We start from the raw sequence: 22,773 nt of genomic DNA on the forward strand, positions 1-22,773 counted from the left end.
TATGATTAATATTGTATTATATCAACCTGAAATTCCACCAAATACAGGAAATATTATTAGAACTTGCTTTGCAACTAGCTCAAAATTACACATTATTAAACCAATTGCCTTTGATTTAAACCCTAGATTTTTAAAAAGATCTGCAGCTGGCCACCTTTTAAGTGAAATTCAACATGAAGTTCATGATTCATACAATGATTTTTTAGCAAAGTATCAAAATGAAAATATTTTTTATATTACTCGCTATTCACAAAAAAGCTATTCAGATATTGATTTTAAGTTAGAAACTTTTGATGGTAAAAAAGACATCTTTTTTGTTTTTGGAACTGAGTCAACTGGAATACCAAAAAAAATACTTTCTCAAAACATTGACAAAACTCTAAGAATACCAATGGCCCCTGAAAATCGCTCTTTAAATTTAGCCAATTCTGTAGTGGTAATTATTTATGAGTGTCTAAGACAACTTGACTTTCCAAATCTTTCAAAATATGAAATTCAAAAAGGAAAAAACTTTTTAAATGAATAAAGTTATTTCTTCAAAAGAAAATGAAAAAATCAAGCATCTTAAAAAACTTCAAAATAAAAAATATCGACAAAAATTTAATGAATTTTTAATTGAAGGAGATCACTTAATTGATGAGGCTTTGAAAAATAATTTTGAATGTCAAATTTATTCAACTAAACCAAATGAAAAACATGATTTTTTAATAACAAAAGAAGTTTTAAAACATGTTTCTCTTCTAGTTAATTCAGAGCAAAAAATTGCTAAAGTAAAAATCAAAGAAACCAGCAATGATTTTTTAAACATTGATCAAAAAAGTAATATTTTATTTTTAAATAATTTACAAGATCCAACTAACATAGGTACACTTTTAAGATCAGCTCTTTCTTTTAATTTTAAAAACATTATTTATGATAATTTGGATATTTATAATCCAAAAATAATAAGAGCAAGTCAAGGAGCAATTTTTGCTTTAAATTTTTTTAAATCAAAAAATCACCAAAAAACTCTAAAATATCTACAAGAAAAAAACTATGAAATAATTGGAACTTTCTTGCATAGTGATTCAACTAATTTATATCAAAATAGCTTTGATAAAAAAATAGTTTTAATCTTAGGAAATGAAGGCTTAGGAATTGAAAAAGAAATTTTAACTTTAATTGATAAAAATGTGATTGTACCTATCAACTTTGAATCTTTAAATGTAGCCATTGCAGGTTCAATCATCATGTCATATGTTGAAAATAAAGGGAGCAAAAATGAAGCTTAGTGATTTTGAAAATTTAATTAAAAAAATTACAGATAATAAATTTACAACACAAATAAATGGCTATAATGCAAGTGAAGTTGATGCTTTTATAGATTTAATAACAAAAGAGATCTACAAATTTTTAACAAACCATCTAGAGCAAGAAAAGAAAATTAAGGATTTAGAACAAAAGATAAATTCAAAAACAATATCACTTTTTAGCTGTCAAGAAAAACTAACTGTTTTTGAAGGAATAAAAAATGAACAGCAAAAAAAACAATAATGAAAATGATAATTTAAATGAAATAAAGATAAATTGATTTCCAGGTCACATGGCCAAGGGAATGAGGGAAATTGAAGAAAAAGCTGTTGTAGCTGATCTTTTTGTGATTTTACTTGATGTAAGAGCGCCACTGAGCTGCTACAATAAATCATTTGATAAAATAGCACCTAATAAACCAAGACTTTTTGTTTTTTCTAAAATTGATCTAGGAGACAAAGATAAATATAATAAAATTAAAGAACATTTTGGTTCAGATAAAAATGTAGTTTTTGTTGATTTAAAAAAACCTCAAAGTCGCCAAATAATTTTGAAAAAAATTGACTATCTTTTAAAAGAAAAAGTTTTACAAGAACAAAAAAAAGGATTAAACAAACCTAGACTAAGAGTTTTTGTTTTGGGAGTTCCAAATACTGGAAAAAGTACGTTTATAAATCTTCTTTTAAAAGAGAAAAAAGTTAAAGTTGGGAACATGCCAGGAATCACAAGAGGGCAACAATGAATCAAAGTTGATAACATCTTATTGTTAGACACTCCAGGGATTTTATGACCCAATTTAGATGATCAAGATGTTGCTATTAAACTCTCAATTATTGGTTCAATAAGATCAGAGATCATCCCTAGTGATTTTCTCTTTAAAAACACTTATAAAATCATCTCTAAAAACTATCCTGAAATTTTAACAAATATGAATCTTTTTTCTTCGAACGATGAAAACAAGATTCATGAAAATTTATTAAAAATTGCAGAGCAAAAAAACATGTTTATTAAAAATGGTGAATATGATTTAGAAAGAGCTAGAAAGTGATTTTATAATTTCATAAAAAATTCAAAAGGACTAACTTATGATTTCTAAAAATGAAAAAAGTTATACAAAAATTTTAATTAAAAATAACATTAGAATTTTTCTTTCAGACTACACAAAAGTTGCAAATGAAATTCTTTTAAAAAAACAAACATCTTTTATTTCAAAAGTTATTTTATCTTCAGCAATTGCAACTTTTGGTTCACTTGGCTTTATCCTTACAAAAGATGGTGAAGTTAAAATTAGTTATGTCTCAAAACAACTAGGAAGTGTAATTGATGTAATAGGAACTTTTGATGGTAAATTAAGAGCAAAAATGTTGAATAATCAAATTCAAGATGAAGATAATTTTTCAGAGGATTTTTTATCTAAAAGCATTGATTTATCGAACATTTATTTAACTCCTTATATTGGTGAAGATGCAAAGTTAATTGTAAATGTCAAAGATAAAATTTCAAATTATAATTCTCAAGTTGATGTTTTTAAAGCTGATATGATTAGTGATTTAAATTATTTTTTTTATCAATCATTTCAAATTCATAGTGCCATTAAAAAATCAATAAAATTTGATGAAAAAAATAACTTGACAAAAGCTACATCAATCATCATGCAACTTCTTCCTAATCACAAAGAAGAAGACATAATTTTCATTGAAAAATTTTGAAAAGAAAATAATTTTAATGATATGTCAATAGAAGAGGTTGAAAACAAACTAGAGGCTAATTTGTTAGAAACAAAAGAAGTAACTTTTGTTTTTGAGTGTTCATATGAAAAAGTAGTTAATATGCTTAGTTCTTTATCTAAAGAAAATAAAAAATATCTTTTTGAAAATAAGGATGAAAACATAGAAGTTAATTGTCCATTTTGTGAAAGTAAATATTTGATTGAAAAAAAGATAATTGAAAAATAAAAAATAAAACCTATTTTTACCCATTAAATAAATACTCTATATAATACATAATGAACATTAGGATTGGTTAGAACATTTAATGGTGCTGAATACCTAAGGAGGTATTTTCTTTGAAGAAAAAAACTAAATTGTTTATTTTGTCAGTTCCAATAGTTGCAACTGCTGTAGCTGCAACTTCTATTGTTGTTTCCTTAGTTCATAAAAACAAAGTTAGAGATGAAAATATTAGAAAACAATTAAATGAACTTGCCATAGACCAAAAATTTTCAATCCTACTAAAAAATGACTTAGAAAATAAAACTCTAAGTGATTTAATAAATGAATACAAAGCTTTAGGTGATAAGGAAATTTCATTTAATTCTTTTATGCTTAGCAAAGTTATTTTAAGACCAGAACTTGAAGAAGGTGTTGAAGTTGAGTATTTTTTAAAAGATGATGATCAATAAACTGGGACAAAAAAATAAAAAACACTTTTTAAAATATACTTTAAATAGGAGTGTTTATGAAACAACTAAAACCAGAACAATGAAAGAAATGATTTTCATTATATGAAGAATTTTATGATGGAAAAATTAATATAAAAAAATATATATTTTTAGTAAACAAAAATATTGGTAAAGATTGAAAAAATACATATGTAAAATCTTGATTTTTCAAAAAATATTCTGCTTTTCAAAAAGATGAACAATCTTTAATTTCACAAACTGGCAAATCTACAGCTAACAAAAAAAATAACGGTAGACCACCAAAAAGAAAAGAAGTTAATGAATATACAAGAGAAGAATTAGAAGAGATTGTTAAAATTTATAGAATAATTTTTGATGACATTAGTGAAAAAGAAATTCGAAAAAAAATTAAAGAACATAAAGATAAAGAAAAAATATTAACTAAAATTTCATGAAAAGAATTTCTCTTTTCAAAATCAACATATTATTCTTGAAAAAAACCTAAACTTGCAGAGCCGAAAAAAGATCAAGAAATTGAAGAAATTATTAGAAAATCATTTCATGAAAACAAAGGTATATTTGGTAGAAAAAGATTAGAAATTTATATTCAAAATAAATATAAAAGGTATATAAACTATCGAAAAATAGGTAGAATTTTGCTTAAATTAAATCTTTTTTGCAAAATTAGAAGAGCAAAAAGAAAAAATGAAATTAAAAATCTTAATACTAAATATCAAAATCTAATTCAAAGAGACTACAATGGCAAATTTAACAACATAGTTGCCACTGATGTAACTTATATTCCAAGCCCCAAAGATGCAATTAACAATCATGTTTATTTATCGATTGCAATTCATCATCAAAGCAAGAAAATAATTAATTGAAATCTAAGTAAAAGAAATGATGTTAAGTTAGTTTTAGATCATATTTCTAAAATCAAATTTGATAAAGAGTGAATAATTCACTCAGATCATGGAAGTCAATATTCATCAAATCAGTATAGTGAAATTATTAAAGAAAACAATGGGATAATTTCAATGAGTAGAATCGCAAATTCACTTGATAATCGAGAAGCAGAATATTTCTTTTCAAATATCAAAAGTGAGTGCTTAAATGATCTAAAAATTTCAAAATTATCATTCAAAGAATTGCAAGAAATTATTCAAAATTATATTGACTGATACAATAATGAAAGATTACAATCAATCTTAGAATGAAAAACACCTCAACAAAGCTGAGATGTTCTAAGTGTTTTTTAAATAGTCACTTTTTTTGTCCTAGTTTACAAGGTGCATTTTTTATTTTAAAAAAAGCTAACCTTATCTCTCAAGAGTACAAACTAGAAGAGGCTAGTTTTGAACATTTATATAAAGAAATTCAAGATTCTTTAAATTCTATATCTTCAATTGCTGTAAAAGATCAAGCTTTATTTCTTAGAAATAAACTTCCTTCTGAAGTTTTAAATGGTGAGTTAAATTTAGATAACATTGATGTTTTTACAACTGCTGGGGATAAATATCAAAATGAAAAATTTGACATTACTTTTGAAATTGTTGAACAAGAAAACAAGGCTCATTTAAATGACTTTGAAGCCAAATTAAATGTAAAAGTTTCTTTAAGTTATAGAAATAGCAATCCTTCAGTTAAAAGATCTAAGATTTTAAATCTATCTAATTTAAAAAACATTGACACTAGAGTTCAAGACTATGTAAATTCTATAAGTACTATAAATTTAAAAGATGGAAAAAATCAAATAAAAAATAAACTTGCCTCTGAAATTACTAATGAAGATTTAAAAATTTCAAATTTTGTATTTCTAAAAAATGATCAAGCAATTTTTAATGAAAAAGATTATTCATTAGAAATTGAAAAAGCTAATGTAGCAAATTCTCACTCTGACACTGAAGGTTCAATTTATGTAAATGTTAAATTGACAAAAGGTAAAATTACAAAAATTTCAAAAAATCCAATCCAAATTAGTGGCTTCAAAAAAATCACTACATTACTAGAAGAAAAAGCTAATTCTATTACAAAAATTGAACTAACTGAAAACAACATTATTTCTAAATTTCTTCCTTCTGAAATTACAAATGAAGACTTAAATCAAAATGACAATTTAAAAGCTTTTATTGAAGAAAATAAAGAATATGACACATCAAAATATCCAATTCATTTTTCAATTCCCTTTGAAGAACAATACTACAACAATGAAACAGGAACTTTAAAAGTTGTTGTTACTGTTTCTAGTGATAATATAACAATAAAAAGAAGTGAATTAATAGAGATAAGCGGACTAAAAACTTCTTCAGAAAAAATTAGAGAAAATTTATTAAATCTTAGTAAGATTTTATTTAATCAAGCAAATAGAGATCTAGCAAAAAAACTGCCTTCTGAAATTACAAATGATGATTTAAAAATTGATAAATTAAATGTTCTTAATGACAATGATTTAAATTACAAAAAAGCTCAATTTCTTTCATTTGAAATAGCAAAAGATGAAGAAGATTATTTAGATGATTTAGAGGGGTTTTTAAAGGTAAAACTAACTTATACTGAAGGGTCTTTAAAAGATGAAAAAGTTTTAGTTTTAAAAGATTTATCAAAAATAATTGATAGAGTAGAAGTTGATTGAGTAGATGCAACAATAAAAAAAGAAGAAACTAAAGCATCATCAATAGTTCAAGAAAACTTAACTCATGAAGATGATGAAAATGTTAATAAAAATTTAAATATAACTTTTGGCCAAACAACAAAAGAATTAACAGAAAAATATAATGTTAGTGTTTTATTAAAAGATGAAAATGACATTCAAGGTGAACTAGTATTAAATGTTCAATTAACTAATAAAAATAACCCTAACAAAACAAGTTCAACTCAAAAAATTATCTCTGGTTTTAAAAGCTTTCAAATGCTTAACTCATCATTGACGCCAGTTTCATTTGATTACAAAATCAATGATGTAGTTAAAAATATTTTTACACTTCAAACAAAAGATTATTCATCAATTGAGTTAAAAAAATACATTAAATATGCTCAACAAAAAGGTGATAAAGTAATTGATGATTTAGCAAATAAAATCTATTCTTTTTTAGGTGAAAACTTAACAAATAAAATTTCATATTACAATAAATTTAAATTAGTAGGTAATGACTATGACTATGAAAAATTTGGTATACCTTGAAATGGAATTTTTGAATCAATCAACTTTAAAAAATTAGGATTTTTTAAAGACAAAGATGATTTATTAGAAACTATAAAAAATGAAATAAAAACTTTTATTTTATTTGAACCTAAAGAAATGTCAAATAAAACTAGTGTTTATAGTCCAACAAGATTATTAAATGAATTTAATTCAAAAATAACTACTCAAGGAAAAATTGATTTATTAAAACAATTTTTTGATTTTGAACTTCCAAATGGATATCAATTTAAAGATGAATTACTTACATTAGATTTAGTCAATTTTGCTAATTACAATGAGCCTTCAGAAATTAGTGATTTAAATTTATCTTTTAAATTAAAATCACAAGAAGGAAAAGAAATATTTAAAACATATACATTAAAATTCTTTAACTTTTTAGTTGACAAACAAGAAAAATTAACTGATCAAAATGTTGATCTTATTTTGCTTGAAAAAATTAGTGGAAAAGAAATTAGTTGAAAAAATGATCTTAAATCTAATTTAAAATATATATCTTTTTCTAAAGATCAAATCTCACAAAAAAACAATCATACTTTCTATAAAATAAGTGAGTCAAATTGATCAATGAGACATGACAATTTAATCCTAAACTTAATCATAAAAGATCATGCACTATGAGTTGGTATTGAACTTGAATTTAGCATTGAAAATTCAATGATAAAAACAAAAATAATATCTAGAAAATTCACTTATTCAAATCTTAATAAAACTGAAGAAGAAATTAAATGAAGTGATCTTGATCAAACATCAGAAAATTTAAAATTCAATATTGACGGATTCTTATTTAAAAGATCTCAAATAAACTAATTTTTAATACCTAATAAAATATATAAAATTATCCTCTTAATTCTACTTGAGGTATATCTTTTGCTATTAACTTTATCAACAAAATCATCATAGCTTTTTTCATTTATATGTTTTTTAAAAAGATTTTCAATTCCTTCACTTACTAGCTTGAATTGACGAAGTTCTTGAGCTGTTTTATTAAAAATTATTGTTTGAAAATCAAAGTATAAATCTTCAATTCTTATGGGCTTTTTTTCAAAGATCATTGGTGTATATTTTGATACATCTTTGCCTTCAAAAATCATCTTTCTAATCAAAGTTGAACTAGCATATTTTCCACTTGGTTTATCTGATTTATAATCATTTGTTCTTGTATGACAAAAAGCTGTGATTTTATAGTTATTAAAGATAATTTGTTTTACATACTCAAAGCCTAAAATATCATTGGGCATTTGAAAATATTTTCCAGTTATTTTTTGACTTGCTAAACTTGAGGCTTTTGGAAATGAAAGGCCTTTTTTTAAATTTTCTTTTAAAAATAATTGATATTGACTTTTATTATCTTTAATAATTTTTGCAATGTTTATAAACTCATTTATATCATTTGTTTCAGAGCCAAAAATAAGCTTATCAATTTGGAGTGAATTTATTTTTGCAAGAGCTCCTTTTGCAAAAATATGTGCAGCTTGACTTGCATATTCAAATTCTAATTCATGAACATAATCAGCTCCATATTCAAGAGCAATTTTTTTTCTCTTTTCAAAACTAGCAATTGCAATTTCTCCTCTTTGGACATAATTGCCTGAAAGAATTATGTGAATTTTTTCTCCAGGAAATTTTTCTTTTACATAATTGATTTGATAAATATGTCCATTGTGAAAAGGGTTGTATTCTGCAATAATTGCAATTGCCATTTTACTCCTTAAAGTTACTACTAAAATTAATAATTATTTATAATTTTACTATCTTAAATTTAAAATTTATTTAATCATACTTTAGTTACTTATCTAAGGAGATTTTATGCCTGAATTACCAGAGGTTAGAGTTGTTTGCAAATCATTAAATGAAAAAGTTCAAAATTTAGTTTTTAAAAAAGTTGAGATTTTTAATCCCAAACTTTTTAAAGAATATGACCCTTCTTATTTTCAAGAATTTTTAATAGGTGAAAAAATTTTGAAAATTTCTAATTTAGGTAAAAATATCATTTACTTTTTAACAAACAACAAGATTATGCTCTCTCATTTAAGAATGGAGGGTAAATATAGCTTTTATGAACAAAAACCCAAAGAAACTCTAAAACACATCCAAGCTATTTTTTACTTTGAAAATGGCTCTGAACTTCACTATCGAGAATCACGACCTTTTGGAACTTTTCATATTCGATATTTAAACAATTATTTAAAAATAGATCCTCTTGCAAAAGTTGCTCAAAGCCCTGGTGAAATTGACTTTGAAACTTTTTATAATAGACTAAGCAAAAAAGCACTAGCAATTAAACCGACCTTATTGGATCAAAGCATTGTTTCGGGAATCGGAAATATCTATGCTGATGAAATTCTTTTTGCTTCAAAAATTCATCCAGCAACTCCAAGTAACTTATTATCAAAAGATAAGGTAAAAGAGATTTTAAAAAATGCTATTGAAATTCTTGATAAATCCACAGAACTAGGAGGTTCAACAATAAATTCATATGAATCACTAAATAAAAAAGAAGGTCAGTATCAAAACTTTTTAAAAGTTCATACTAAAAAAGGCGAGTTTTGCATCAAATGTTCTAGCAAAATTGAAAAAATTAAATTTAAAGGCAGAGGAACTTATTTTTGTCCAACTTGTCAAAAACAAAAAGATTTTATTTAATTTTTAAATTTAAAACAAGGCATAATTAAAAAAGCCAATGGAATATAAAAATTTAAAAAATATTATTATAGAGAGAATAAAACAAAAAAGATTTTATATGAAAAAAATCCTTAGCGAAAGCAAGGATCATGTTTTAATTGCACTTTATGGCTATGCTGCACAAGATATAGTTATTTTTTTAAACATTTTAAATGAAGGCAAGCTTAACATTGATCTTGATGAGCTTGAAAATTTAGTAACAAAAGTTTATGTTTCGACATTTAAAGAACAAGGCAATTTAAGAAAAGATAATTTAAAAAATTTAGTCCAAGAACTTGAGCAAAAAATAGATCCTATAATCGAGCAAATCTATGAAAATTTAAAAGGTGAAAAAAACACTCATTTAGAACAAACTAGCAATTAAAAAATCTAAATATAAATATAATGTATAATTAAAAACATATTATTTTATACATTCAAAAAACTAAGAATAGAGGGCAAAATCGCAAAAGTTTTAGTAATCAAAACATCTATGATGGGTGCAAATTCAATTTCAAATGTACTTAACGATAAATTTATGGAATACTATAAAGAAAAAAATCCAAATGATGAGTTTATTTATATGAACTTAAATGATGAAAAAATGGCAAGTATTACAATGACATCACACAACATGAAAGAATACTTTGTAGCTGAATATTCAGATAAATACATCAATCAATTAAAAAAAGTAGACAAAGTTGTTATGTCAGTTCCAATGACAAACTTCAATGTTAATGCTGTGACAAAAAATTATTTAGATCACATTTCAGTAGCTGATAAAACATTTAGTTATAAATATTCAAAAAAAGGTGAAGCTATTGGTCTTTTAGATCATTTATCAGTTCAAATTTTAACAACTCAAGGAGCTCCTTTAGGTTGATATCCTTGAGGTAACCACTCAGAATATTTAAAAGGACACTGAAGATTTTTGGGTGCCAAAGTTGCAGATCACATTTTAGTAGATAGTGTTAAAATAGGAGAAAATTCTAAAAAAACTCCTCAAGAAATCATTGAAAAATTTGATGGTGAAATAAAAAAAGCTGCTTATAGTTTTTAAGATTTTCATTACAATAGATAAAAAACTGCTTGCAATTTGTAAGTGGTTTTTTTACTTTGATTTATAATATAACACTAAGTTTTAAAAACCAATTTTCTAGTAAAAATGGTAAAATTTAACTGCCTTATTTTAATTCTAAAAAGCTTAGGAGTTTGTTATGAAAATGAAAAATAAAATTCTAATTGGTTTGGGTCTTGCTAGTTGAGCCGGTATTATTACTACCTCTGCAATTTTACTTCCAAAAATTGGTAAAGGAAAAGATGTAGCTGTTGTAGATAATAAAAACAAAGATAGTGAAACTTCATCAGGATCTGTTTCAGATGATTTTGATAAAAACACAAAACATAGCCCTGATGATAAAAAAGCGAACCAAAACAAAGATAAAAAATCTAGTCAATCTAGAAGCTCAGAGTCAGATTTAGAAAACAAAAATAATTCAGAGAATAATTTCGACAGTGGTTTTATTGATAATAACAGCACTTTATCAAATGATAAGCGTTTAATAAAAGACAAAATTAGATTTGTCACTTTTGGTGATTCAATTGCAGCTGGTTTTAATGCAAAAATGCTTGATTATGTTCCTGGTGAATATGATCCTAATACAAAGCAAATAACTGGACTAAGTTATTCATCTTATATAGCAGACTACATTAATGATCTTGATCCAAACAAGCTAGAGAGTTTTAAAAACTTTGCTTTTTCAGGAACAACTCTAAAAGATTGAAATGATTATTTTAATAATAAAGATACAATATTTTTTAACTCAACTAAAAGCGAAGATCTAAGTCAAAGAGAAGATTTTTTAAAACGACTTACAAACTCTAATTTATTACTTTTAAATTTAGGTGCAAATGACTTTATGTCACTTGCTTTTGAAAAGTTTAAAGAAAAAGATGTTCTTTCACTTCTTATGAAAAAAGACGCTAGCACAAATGATTTAATTGGTGTTTTTTTACCTATTCTTTCAAGTATTAGACACGAAATGGGTATTAGATATAAAGAACTTATTAGTCACATTAGAAAATATAATAAAAATGTAACAATTAATTTAATTGGTTATCCAATGCCTGCTCTTAAGCTTTTTAATATGGTTAATAAACTATTGGGAGAGAGTGTAAAAATTGGTAATGATACACTATTGGGATTTCTTTTAAATTTCATTAATTCAAGCATTAAAGATCAAGTTGATTTATATGAAAATGTAAACTTTGTTAATGCCTATGATGATCCATTGTGATTAAAACACAAAAATGATTTTACAGATGTAGCCTTTGATATTCACCCAAATGAAATTGGTTATAAAAAAATGGCTCAAGAGATCTTTTTGAAATTAGCAATTGACATTTCAAAATATAACAACCCTAGTGAAATAAATTCATCTTGAAATGCAAATTATTTAAGTTATGATCACGGAAAATTTTCAAGATTATTTGAATTTAAAAATAAAAAAGACAGTGAAATTATTACTACTGTTTTAGGAGTTAATAATTCAGCTCTTTTTTCAAAAAATGACAAAAGAATTGCTCTTTATGAGTCTAAATTTAACACAGATAATTACTCAGAAATTCTTTTTAGATATAGTGATATTTTCAAAACACTTTCTAAATCAGCTGTTGAATTTATTATAAATTCTTCTATATTTAAAACACTTGATCCAGAGGAAGATTTAAAGAAATTCTTGTTTGCAAACAATGAAGCTAATTATCAAAAACTTTTTGAAATTCTAACAAAATCAAGATTTGTTCACAACATTATCAATAGATCAATTAGAGACACTTTAACTCTCGATTTAGATAATAATGGACAAGCTGGTATTCAAGAAATTGAACTTTCACATTTGATGACAATATTCAAAAAAGAAATTTCAAATTTAGATAACTATCTAGGTTTATTAAGAGAGTTTTCATCAAGCAGTTTTTATGTTGATCCTGAAACAAACTTATCTTTTAAAGACATAATTAAAAAAATCCTAAAAAACTTCTTACAAAAAAGTGAATTAAAAACAACTTTAATTTCAAAATTCACTGGTGCTTTTATACAAAATAAAATTCTATCTCACAACCTAAGTGAATTGGTTTTAAGAATTGTTTCAGGGGAAAAAACTTTTGCATTAATAGAAAAACTTATTGATGATATTTTTGATAACAAAGCTGTTTATCAAAAAGTTGAAAAAATTGAAGATTTCTTGTTTGCTTTTGTTAACACAAATGAAAAAGCAATTACTGATTTTGTAAGATTTGTTTTAAATGAATTAGTTGCAAAACCAGAAAACTTTAAAGCACTTGTTTCTTTTGGAATTAGCCAATTTTTAAACTCATCAAATGAGGTTATTTCAACTCAAACAAGCCAAGCATTTTATGAAGTTTCTAAAACTTTAGTCAACATTGTAGACACAGAAGAATTACTTGAAAAAGTCCTTAAAAATTTCATTGAGGAAATTAAAAGCTCTGCTCAATTAAAATTATCAAATCCTAAAGAATTTAATCTTATTGAAAAACTTCAAAAATCAATTATTTCAACATTTGGATTTACAAATGATTTAGGTTGATCATTCTTAAAGCAAGTTGTTAAATCTAAATCTCTTTCATCAGTGGAACAAAGAGATAAATTTACAAGTAGTTTAAAAGAAGTTGTTTCATTTGTTTTTAAAAGTGAAAACGTTAAAAATAAGTTAATTAGCTCAGCTGGAACTTATCTTTCAAATATTGAATTATTTAAAGAAAATAGTGATGTTTTTAAAGGAATATTTTCACATATTTTAAACTTTGAAAAAACACCTGAATTGTTAAATAAAATAATTGATTATGTAATTAATTCATGAGAATCAATTGATCAATATAATGATGCATTTGAATTTGTGCTTAACTTTTTAAAAACAAATTCATCATGATTTAAAACTTATGTAAAAGATATTTTTTCATCAGTGGTTAACTCAGAAATTCAATATGCAAATATCTTAACAAGCAAACTTAATAAGTTAGCTTCTCAAGCTGGTTTTGAACTTACAAACTCAAGTGTTGAATCAATTAAAAACATTTTTACTAACACACTAAAAATTATTGCAGATTCAAATACAATAGATGCTTTAGTTGATACTTTTGTAAATTCAAAAACTCTATTAGAAATTGATAAAAAAAACTTTATAGCATCATTAAAAAATATTCAAATTTTTGCTCTTTCAGATGACAATTTCTTTAGTGTTTTTAAAGCTTTAATTTCATCAAATAAACTAAAAGATAAAGCCTTTGTAAATCAATACAAACAAGACATTACTAATGTTTTAAAAGAGTTGTTATTTGAAGAAAAATTCTTTAATTTAATTTACTCATTTATGATGCCAAAAACTAGTGAGCTTTTTGAAAATAACCCTGAGGCACTTAATAAAACAACTACAATTTTAAGAAATGCTCTTAAGAAAAATTTAGATCCTGATTTTATCAATAAAATGATGGACATTATTTTTGATAATTTAGACAAATATCAAAAACTAGAAAATTATGGACAAGTTTTAGGTTTAATTTTAAAAGACAACTCTGATGCAATTGCAACAAAAGTTCAAGCTATTTTTAAAGATGTAGTTAATGAAGCAAATTTCCAAGATGTTTTAAAAGTTCTTTTGGTTTCACAAACCAAAAAATTCATGGGATTTGAGCTTAATGCAGATGAGACAAATAAAATTTCAACTGATTTAACTAAAATTTTAAAACAAGTTTTTGAATCAAATAATTTTGCTAAATCACTAGCTTTAGCTACCAAAGATTCATTAGTTATTGATGGAGTTCAAGCAAATAAAAAAATATTTGATTTTACAAGATTTTTAAATACTTTCTTACTAAGTGAAAAAGATGAAAAAACTAAAGAAAATTATCAAATGGTTAAGTCGATATTAAATACAAAATTGATTGACATATCACAAAACTCAGAGTCAATTAAAAATCTTTTAAAAACATTTACAAAATCAGCACTTTCTCGTGATGAACTTTATGAAAAAACAATTAAAGTTTTCTTATCAAAAGAAAAATTAGCAAGTGCTTATACTCCAGTTTATGAGTTTGTTAAATTTGTTTTAAAAAATGAAAAAACAACTAATTTTAGTGATCTTTTAATTGATAGTCTTTTCAAAGATTTTTCGCAATATCAACAAGCCAATAGTTTTGAAGAGTTGATCTATCTTGTTTTAAGAAACAACAAAGAAACTGTTGTTAATTACTTAAAAGAACTTTCTTTTGAAATAAAATCATCTAATATAATTCAAAGACTTTTAGGTCAAACAATTAATGCCTTAGTAACTCCTAATGGAGAGAAAATTTTTAGTGATACTGAACTACAAAGTCTTTCAACTTTAATAAATGAAAGTTTAGATTTATTTGGAAAAACTAACATCATTTCTAATCTATATGATTTAGTGCTTTCAGCTCTATCTATTAACCAAGAATCTTCAAGCGTTTTAACTAAAGTAGAAAATATTACTCATAAAGCTTTAGATCAACAAAATTCATATTTTGCTGTGATTAAAACTCTTTTAAGTGTAAAAGAAGGCGATGTAGACAAAAGTGATGAGTTCAAAGCTATTATTAAAAAATTCTTAAATCTTTTTGCAAAAAATGATTATCTTTTAACTAAATTTATTAGTCCAATAGTTGATAAAACAATAGACTTTGATAGTGCTACTAAATCAAGCATTGTTAAATTAATTAAAAATGTTTTAAGTGATGAACAAAACTTGAAATTTAGTGCACAAATAATTGATACAATTTTTGCAAATAAAAACAAGTATTTAGCATATGAAAATCTAAATGATTTTTTAATTGATGCTTTAGTTGATAATAAAGAAAATATAATTAATTTAAGCTCTAATACACTAGGTAAAATAAAAACAGATGATGAGTTTAAAAACATTATAAAAAGCTTTATAACTAAGAATCTAATGACAAGTGATTCATCAATTACTGAAGAAGAAATTAACACAATTGTTAAATCAGCTCATGAGTTAATTTCAATTGTTGATTCATCTAATTTTTTAAATCAACTTTTAAAAGACTTTTTTGCACTTTTAGAAAAAAACAAAAAAGATTCTAAATCAACTTCATTAGAATTTTCAACATTTATGAAAAAATCAATAAGTGAATTTTTAGATGCTGAAAATAATTATTTAGCCCTATTCAAAAAAGTTCTTTCATCAAATCTTCTTTCTACTCAAAGTGACCAAAGTAGTTTTACAAAATCTATATCTTCAATTCTAAGAGTATTTTTAAGAAAAGAAAAAGCTCTTGAGCTAATGTTAAAAAAACAATTTAGAAATTTTGAACTTCATGATATTAAAGTTGATGATGCAATTAACTTGATTAAATTTATTTTTAGAGACAATCAAGTTATTGATTTTATAGAAACCATCATTAATAGAGTTGTTTCACAAAAAGAAGAGTATTCAAAGCTAAATTCTTATCAAGAAATTCTTTATAAATTCTTATCATCAAATAAAAATGAAACTTTAAATTTCTTTAAAAAACAAATAGGTGAAATTAAAAATTCTAAATTAATAAATCCACTTGCAAAAAGCTTTATTGAAAGTGAGTTAAAAAAATCAAAAATAACTTTGCAAAATGATGAAATTGATTCAATAGTAAATTTTGTAAATGAGTCATTAGTAGTTCTTGAAAAAACAGATTTAATTGACAAACTTTATGATTTAGTTGTTTCATCTTTTAATGCAAAAGTCTCTGATAAAACAAAAGTTGAAATCTTTAATTTTTCAAGTCTTTTAAAACCAATAATGGATCAAAAAGATAACTACTTTAGTTTAGTTAAAACACTTGCTACAATTAACTGAAAATTAATGGAATCTCAAAATACAGATGCTCTTAAAAATGCCCTTGGACAAATGCTTTTAAGAGTGTTTAAAAATACTGATTTATTAAACAAATTCTTAGATCCAGTTTTACAAAATATTAACTTCATAGATCAAGATCAAAAAGACTCAAAAACTAAAAATGAAAATTTAAGAAATGCTTCAAAACAAATTCTAGTTTTTGTGCTTCAAAATGAAGATACATTAGAGTTTTTTAAATCACTAGTAAACAACATTATTTCTAATAATCAAAATTACAAAAATGCAAATAATTATCTTGATTTAATTGTTTCTTTTATTGAAAAAAACAAAAACTTAGTAACTCAATACTTTAAGAAAATAGCTCCAAAAATTGCAAGTGATTCAATGTTAAAAACTTTTGTAAATGGCTTTGCTTTAAATCTTTTACAAGAGCAAAATCTTGAGCTTTCTAAAGATGAACTTTCACTAGTTTCAAATATTACATCAGGGGCAATTGATGCATTGTCAACTTCAAATATTGTTGAAAAAATTCTTGAGGTATTTTTAGCTGAAGTTAAAAAACAAAATCCTCAAAGCAAAACAAATGATTTATTTGCTTCAATTCAAGAAATTCTAAAGAGCAAATTTGACTTTTCACAAAATGGTCTTTTTGAAGTTTTATCAATTATTTTAAAATCAAATATTCTAGATTCAAAATCTATTAATAACAAAGAATACATTCAAAAAGTAAAAACTCTTTTTGAGAAGTTATTGAAAAACACTTCTGTACAAAATTTTGTCAAAGATAAATTTATTGAAAACATTTCAAAATCAATTCCTATTGAACAAAACAATAAACAAAGCTTGTCAAAAATAGTAGCTCTAATAGCAAGTGATCCTCAAACAACTAATTTAGTTAATAAAGTAATTGATGATATTTTTAAAAATCACAAAAACTATGCTTCAAAAGCTAATTTAAATGAGATCTTAGCTGAATTTTTAACAACTCATAAAAATCAATTATTAGCTTATTTAAAATCAATTATTAATAAGTTAAATGTTAAAGTTTCAGAGTTACATGATTTTAGTGTAAATGTGCTTCTTAGTCAATTAAAATCTAAGATGAACATTGAGTTTAACAATAAAGAAAAAGAACAATTAAAATCAATTTTAAAAACATCAATTCATCTAATAATAAACTCTGATATTCCTCAATTAGTACTTAATAATTTAATTGAAGAATTAAAAAATAAAAAAGCTCTTTCAAGAAGCGTTTCAATGCAAAAAATAATAACTAGAAACTTAAATTTTGACAAAGGCTTTTTTGAGATATTTAAAATTGTTTTAAATAGCGTAAAACAAAAAGATAATAATTTTAGACAAGAAGTTATTAATCAAATCAAAAATGGACTTTCAATTGTTTTAAATAAAGATACTTTGATTAATGCTATTTTCACAAACTTTGATTTAAAAATTCCAAATGATTTAAAACAAAATTCATTTAATTTATTAAAAGAGATTTCAAATGATGTTCACTTCCATAGAGTTGTAGAGGCTATTTTAGAAGTAGTGTTTTCAAATCAAATTCACTATCACAATGGCAAAATTTATGAAAGTGCACAAAGAAAATCTGAAATAAAAAATTGAGAAGATTTAATTAGAGTTGTGCTTGAAAAATCAGATAACGTCGCTAATAATAAAGTTGAAGATGCTTTATATGATCTTATTTATAAACTTTTACTTAAATCAAATTCTTTAAAAAACATTTTAGTTTCACAACTTCTTCCAATGTTTAAAAGTGCTAAATTTGATATCAAAACAAAACATCATGAGATTATTTTAAGATTTGTTCAAGGTTTAGGAAGATTTGCTCATGAACAAGGAATGTTAAAAAACATTTTCAAAAAATCATTAGATAAATTCAAAAACACAAACTTTTCAAAAGTAGACTTTAATAAATTAACTATTGAGATAATGAATATTATTAAATCTAACTTCATGGATGTTAAAACTAATACTCTTTATGTAAGTAACATTTGAAAAACAAAAGATTTATTAGATAAATACTTTAGAACTTATAGAGATGCTACTAAAGATTTTGTTAACTTCTTCAACATGCTTTTTGAAGCTTCATCACTTCCAAACAAAACTTGACATCAATATCAAAATGGTATTTATAAAATGCTTACAAATATTATTTATCCAAATGAAGCCAATGCAGGAGGTGCACAAGGATCAAGTTCAAGTCTAAAAGTAGATGGATGAGATATTTTCAAAAACTTAATTCATTTAGTTAATACTTATAAAGAACTTATGTCAGTGTTTTCATATCACTTAGGAAAAGGCTACATTGACACAATTTGACAAACTAAAAACTTTAAAGACAATCCTTACTACAAAGCTTTATTTAGAATAACTACAATTATTTTATGAATTACTTATCAAAATGTTGATGGTTTTATTTGATGAAATGCAACTAATCGAACAATTGAAGGCTTTACTTATGCAGGACTTGAAGATGGTTGAAATAAAGCCAAAAATGAAAAAAGAGGTATTGTTAATAATATTAGAAAATTCACTGGACACTATCCAGAGGACAAAGTTGTTTTAAATGGTTCTAACTTAGTTCAAACTATTTTTGGAAACCGTTCAAACGGAACAACAAGATACAACTATTATGATGATCAACTTCTAGCCTACATTTGATGAAATAGCTCTAAAGATCGTTTTACAAATCATCCAAATAGAATAATTCTGCTTGAAGCTCTAAGAAATGGTTGAATTCAAAAAACTTGAAAGAGAAGATAGCTAAATTATCATTTAATAACATAAAGTCTAAGTACTTTATGTTTTTTGTTTTTATTTAAAGAAAATAAAAAATAAAATATAATATAAAAGATTATGCAAGCATTTATTAATTATTTTGACTTTTTTAAAATATTTTCAAAAATTAATGCTTTGTGTTTTTTAAATTAAATTTAAAAGTTATTTGTTGTTTGGACAAATAACTTTTTGTTAAGATGAGCAAAAGGAGTAAAAATGGAATTAAATAAATATATTGATCATACTTTGTTAAAGCCAGAGGCAAAATCAAAAGATATTGATAAGCTAATTGATGAGGCTAAAAAATATAATTTTAAAGCAATTTGCATCAACTCATCATGGGTTAAATATGCCAAAGAAAAATTAAAAGATAGCGACATAAAAATAGCATCAGTAATTGATTTTCCTTTTGGAGCTGCCATTACTCAAGCAAAGGTTCAAGAAGCCAAATTAGCAATTAGCCATGGAGCTAGTGAAATTGATATGGTAATGAATATTGGAAAGTTTAAAGATGGCGATTATGAATATGTTTTAAATGATATTAAAAGCGTTAAAAAAGTAATGGGATCAAACATTTTAAAAGTTATTATTGAAACTGCTTTATTAAATGAAAAAGAAATCATTAAAGCTTGTCAAATTGTTTTAAATTCAGGAGCTGAATTTGTTAAAACATCTACTGGATATTCATATCGAGGAGCAAGTGAAAGTGACATTGAAATTATGAAAAAAACCGTTGGAGATAAAGTTTTAATTAAAGCCTCTGGAGGAATTAAAAATCAAGAAAGCCTAAAAAAAATGATTGAACTAGGCTCAAGCAGAATTGGAACTTCTTCATCAGTTGCGCTTATGGAAAATCAAGAAATTAAGAAAGGATATTAAATGTTAAAAGTTATTGACCATCCTCTAATTAAACAAAAACTCTCAGTTATAAGATCTCAAAAAGCAGGTCATGATGTTTTTAGAAAAAATGTAATTGAAATTGCCTCACTTATGACTTATGAAGTTTTTAGAAACTATAAACTAAAAGAAATTAAAATTGACACTCCCGTAGCCCAAGATGTTTTGGCCTATGACTATGACAAAGAAATTGTAATTGTGGCAATTTTAAGAGCTGGTTTAGCTATGGTTCCGGGAATTGTAAATTTACTTCCAAAAGCAAGAGTTGGTCACATCGGAATTTTCCGTGATGAAAAAACCTTTGAACCTAATAATTATTTCTACAAAATTCCAGATGTGCCAAAAGACTCAGAAATATTAATTGTCGATCCTATGTTAGCAACAGGAAACTCAGCTGTTTATGCTATTGAAAGACTAAAAAAAGATGGTTTTAAAAACATTAGACTTCTTTCACTTGTTGGAGTTCAAGAAGGAGTTGACAATATTGAGAAAAATGTTGGAAAAGACTTTCCAATTTTTCTAGGATCTCTAGATGAAAAATTAAATGACAAAAAATATATTGTTCCAGGACTAGGTGATGCTGGAGATAGAATCTTTGGAACAAAATAAATAAGCTTTTATAAAGCAACTAAAAAAACAACCTCTTGATTTAGGTTGTTTTTTTAGTTAATTAAATTTAAGATAATTGTAATTTTTAAAGCAAGAAAAATTACAATTTTTTTATTAAGCATCTTCTTGAATTTTCATAAGCTCTTCTCAAAGCTTTTCTTTTGAGGTTTTTCTTCCACCATCTTTGGTGTAGTTTAAAAGAGTTGTACTAATTGTTTTTCATACTTTTGCAGTGTAGTTATCATGATAGATATATTTGTTATATTCATTAGCTTGTCTTGCTGATAAAATGTCTTCTAAAGATAATTTTACTGATATTAAAAAGTTTTTCTCTTGTTGAGCTTTTTCCATTTTTTTAATTTCATCATCACTTTTATTTTCTTTAGCTTTTAAAGAGTTAAATTCTTGAGTTTTTTGCTCAATCATTTTTTCTATTTTTTGCTTTTCTTCTTTAGTAAGCCTATCTGCTGTAGGAACTACATATCTACTTGTATTTCTTAGATGGTCTTTTACTTTAATGCTTCCATAAGAGCTTGGAAGATCTCCTGTTAAAAGTCATTCAATAAATTTGATGGTGGCTTTATCTCTTTTTGGAGTTGTTTTTATTGGAACAAGTGAAGAACCTCCATAGTAAAATACAGCCCTATCAGATCCTTTTTTCATTCTTGTAGTTTGTCTTGTGTAGTAGATATCTTCTTCTTTGGTAAAGCCTTTTTGAATTTGCTCTCATTTTTCTTGTTTGCTTTGACTATTGCCATCAAAATTTTGAAGTTCAATATCTCTTGTAGTAAAAGAATTGTAAGCATCTTTATAACCTAGATGAGTAGCATAGGCAAAAGCTGTGTTGTATTTTAAAATATCACGACTTGATCAATCGTTTTCACCTTTTGTTGAATAAAAAATTGATTTAAATTTTCTTGATTTAGTTCCTGAGCCTAAAATATGTTTTTCGTGATTATCCTTAACAAAAGCTTCATAGGAATCGAGTAAAATATTTTTAATATTTTCATTATTTTTAAAGTTATAAATTAAATTTTTTCCAGTTTTTCCTGTTTCTTTATTTACTTCAAAATCTCAAAGATAAGGATTTTTTCCTTCATAGGCATTTAACCTATCAAAAACAAATTTTTCAAAAGCCACGCTTTGATAGTCTATTCTAAAAACTTTAGCATCAGCTCCCTGTTCTATTTGTTCTTTTATCTCAGGAGAAAGATTTTCTTGCAAGGTTAAATTTTCATAGACTTTTGCTGCAAATTCTTGAAGGCCTTCATAGGTATTAAATGAATCATCAACAACTTCATATCCTTTAAAAGCTTCACTTGACTTAGCTACTAAATATTTTCACATTTTTCCTTCAGGAATTTGAACATTTCCCTCTGTTTTAGCTTTGTCAATTTTTGTTTTTAAGACATTAGTCTCTGATAAATTAATTTTTCCGCCACCAGCTTTAATTTGATCAAAAATATGAGCCATAATGTCAATATTAAAAACAAGAGCATCTATTGTTGCAATATCAAAAGGAATTGAATAGAGCTTTTCTATGTCTGAACCCGGAATTCTTCCATGTAATTTTCAAAATACATCATCAAAAAGATCTTTTGTGATTTTTGAATTTTCAAGATCTAAAAGTCTATTATATTGATTTATTAAAAAAGCACCTCTGGCACTATTTAATAAAATATTAGGAATTTCATCATCTTTTTTTAGATGCAATTTTTCAAGTGTAGTTCTTGCTAGTGAATCTTCATTATAAGTTTTGGTTATTCTTTGATCTTGAAGCTCAACTGGCAAAAAATTAGTATCATTTTTAAATTCTTGATTGTAAATTTTTATTAGCTCTCTTAGAGCTGGCATTAAAGGTCAGCTTTGTCCTTGAGCTGCTTGAAAGATAACTTTGTCTTCAAAAGTTTCCATTGTTTTGATTTCTTTTTGACAAGAAACAACAAAAGCTGTTGTCGTTAAAATAGACACTCCTGCAAGGCTAGTAAATATTTTGTTTTTGTTTTTCATTTTTACCCCTT

At 24.8% G+C, this 22,773-nt stretch carries 16 protein-coding genes; 14 read left to right on the top strand and 2 right to left on the bottom strand.

Annotation, left to right across the window (positions count from 1 at the left end; all coding sequences use genetic code 4):
- The first annotated feature begins 1 nt into the window (after position 1).
- The 8 genes from EXC36_RS01425 (at position 2) to EXC36_RS01460 (ending at position 7,700) form a co-directional block, all read left to right on the top strand.
- The gene (locus tag EXC36_RS01425) at positions 2-526 is read left to right on the top strand and encodes a tRNA (cytidine(34)-2'-O)-methyltransferase (protein ID WP_010925107.1); all 525 of its coding nucleotides are present in this window, start codon (positions 2-4) and stop codon (positions 524-526) included.
- On the top strand, positions 519-1,271 hold the full coding sequence (locus tag EXC36_RS01430) for a TrmH family RNA methyltransferase (RefSeq protein WP_129690125.1): 753 nt from the start codon (positions 519-521) through the stop codon (positions 1,269-1,271). Before EXC36_RS01425 ends, EXC36_RS01430 begins: the two co-directional genes overlap by 8 nt.
- Positions 1,261-1,533 (top strand): DivIVA domain-containing protein, encoded by a 273-nt coding sequence (locus tag EXC36_RS01435; RefSeq protein ID WP_041364024.1) that lies wholly within the window; start codon positions 1,261-1,263, stop codon positions 1,531-1,533. The genes EXC36_RS01430 and EXC36_RS01435 overlap by 11 nt, the downstream gene beginning before the upstream one ends.
- Entirely contained in the window at positions 1,511-2,386 is an 876-nt protein-coding gene (ylqF, locus tag EXC36_RS01440; protein ID WP_197722593.1) for a ribosome biogenesis GTPase YlqF, read from the top strand. The genes EXC36_RS01435 and ylqF overlap by 23 nt, the downstream gene beginning before the upstream one ends.
- Positions 2,376-3,245 (top strand): Hsp33 family molecular chaperone HslO, encoded by an 870-nt coding sequence (locus tag EXC36_RS01445; RefSeq protein ID WP_129690127.1) that lies wholly within the window; start codon positions 2,376-2,378, stop codon positions 3,243-3,245. Before ylqF ends, EXC36_RS01445 begins: the two co-directional genes overlap by 11 nt.
- Positions 3,246-3,355: 110 nt before the next feature.
- Positions 3,356-3,691: a hypothetical protein gene (locus tag EXC36_RS01450; protein WP_129690129.1), complete on the top strand. Its 336-nt coding sequence runs from the start codon at positions 3,356-3,358 to the stop codon at positions 3,689-3,691.
- 56 nt (positions 3,692-3,747) lie between these two features.
- Entirely contained in the window at positions 3,748-4,950 is a 1,203-nt protein-coding gene (locus EXC36_RS01455; protein ID WP_041363864.1) for an IS3-like element IS1138B family transposase, read from the top strand.
- Positions 4,905-7,700 (top strand): lipoprotein 17-related variable surface protein, encoded by a 2,796-nt coding sequence (locus tag EXC36_RS01460; RefSeq protein ID WP_129690131.1) that lies wholly within the window; start codon positions 4,905-4,907, stop codon positions 7,698-7,700. The genes EXC36_RS01455 and EXC36_RS01460 overlap by 46 nt, the downstream gene beginning before the upstream one ends.
- On the opposite strand, the gene EXC36_RS01465 is transcribed toward EXC36_RS01460, so the two are convergent.
- The gene (locus tag EXC36_RS01465; RefSeq protein ID WP_129690133.1) at positions 7,697-8,593 is read right to left on the bottom strand and encodes a nucleotidyltransferase; all 897 of its coding nucleotides are present in this window, start codon (positions 8,591-8,593) and stop codon (positions 7,697-7,699) included. The genes EXC36_RS01460 and EXC36_RS01465 overlap by 4 nt on opposite strands.
- Before the next feature lie 106 nt (positions 8,594-8,699).
- Between EXC36_RS01465 and mutM the strand changes: the two genes are divergently transcribed.
- The 6 genes from mutM (at position 8,700) to upp (ending at position 20,752) form a co-directional block, all read left to right on the top strand.
- Positions 8,700-9,536, top strand: coding sequence for a DNA-formamidopyrimidine glycosylase (gene mutM / locus EXC36_RS01470; RefSeq protein WP_129690135.1), 837 nt, complete (start codon positions 8,700-8,702; stop codon positions 9,534-9,536).
- Between the two features lie 97 nt (positions 9,537-9,633).
- Entirely contained in the window at positions 9,634-9,939 is a 306-nt protein-coding gene (locus EXC36_RS01475) for a hypothetical protein (protein ID WP_129690137.1), read from the top strand.
- A gap of 78 nt (positions 9,940-10,017) precedes the next feature.
- Positions 10,018-10,614: an FMN-dependent NADH-azoreductase gene (locus EXC36_RS01480; protein WP_010925116.1), complete on the top strand. Its 597-nt coding sequence runs from the start codon at positions 10,018-10,020 to the stop codon at positions 10,612-10,614.
- A gap of 157 nt (positions 10,615-10,771) precedes the next feature.
- The gene (locus EXC36_RS01485; RefSeq protein WP_129690139.1) at positions 10,772-19,231 is read left to right on the top strand and encodes an SGNH/GDSL hydrolase family protein; all 8,460 of its coding nucleotides are present in this window, start codon (positions 10,772-10,774) and stop codon (positions 19,229-19,231) included.
- Between the two features lie 231 nt (positions 19,232-19,462).
- Positions 19,463-20,125, top strand: coding sequence for a deoxyribose-phosphate aldolase (gene deoC / locus EXC36_RS01490; RefSeq protein WP_041364028.1), 663 nt, complete (start codon positions 19,463-19,465; stop codon positions 20,123-20,125).
- Positions 20,126-20,752: a uracil phosphoribosyltransferase gene (upp, locus tag EXC36_RS01495; protein WP_010925119.1), complete on the top strand. Its 627-nt coding sequence runs from the start codon at positions 20,126-20,128 to the stop codon at positions 20,750-20,752.
- 114 nt (positions 20,753-20,866) lie between these two features.
- On the opposite strand, the gene EXC36_RS01500 is transcribed toward upp, so the two are convergent.
- Positions 20,867-22,762: a P68 family surface lipoprotein gene (locus EXC36_RS01500; protein WP_129690141.1), complete on the bottom strand. Its 1,896-nt coding sequence runs from the start codon at positions 22,760-22,762 to the stop codon at positions 20,867-20,869.
- Positions 22,763-22,773: the final 11 nt, after the last annotated feature.

This window comes from Mycoplasmopsis pulmonis (genome assembly GCF_900660575.1).
Classification (GTDB): domain Bacteria; phylum Bacillota_I; class Bacilli_A; order Mycoplasmatales; family Metamycoplasmataceae; genus Mycoplasmopsis_B; species Mycoplasmopsis_B pulmonis.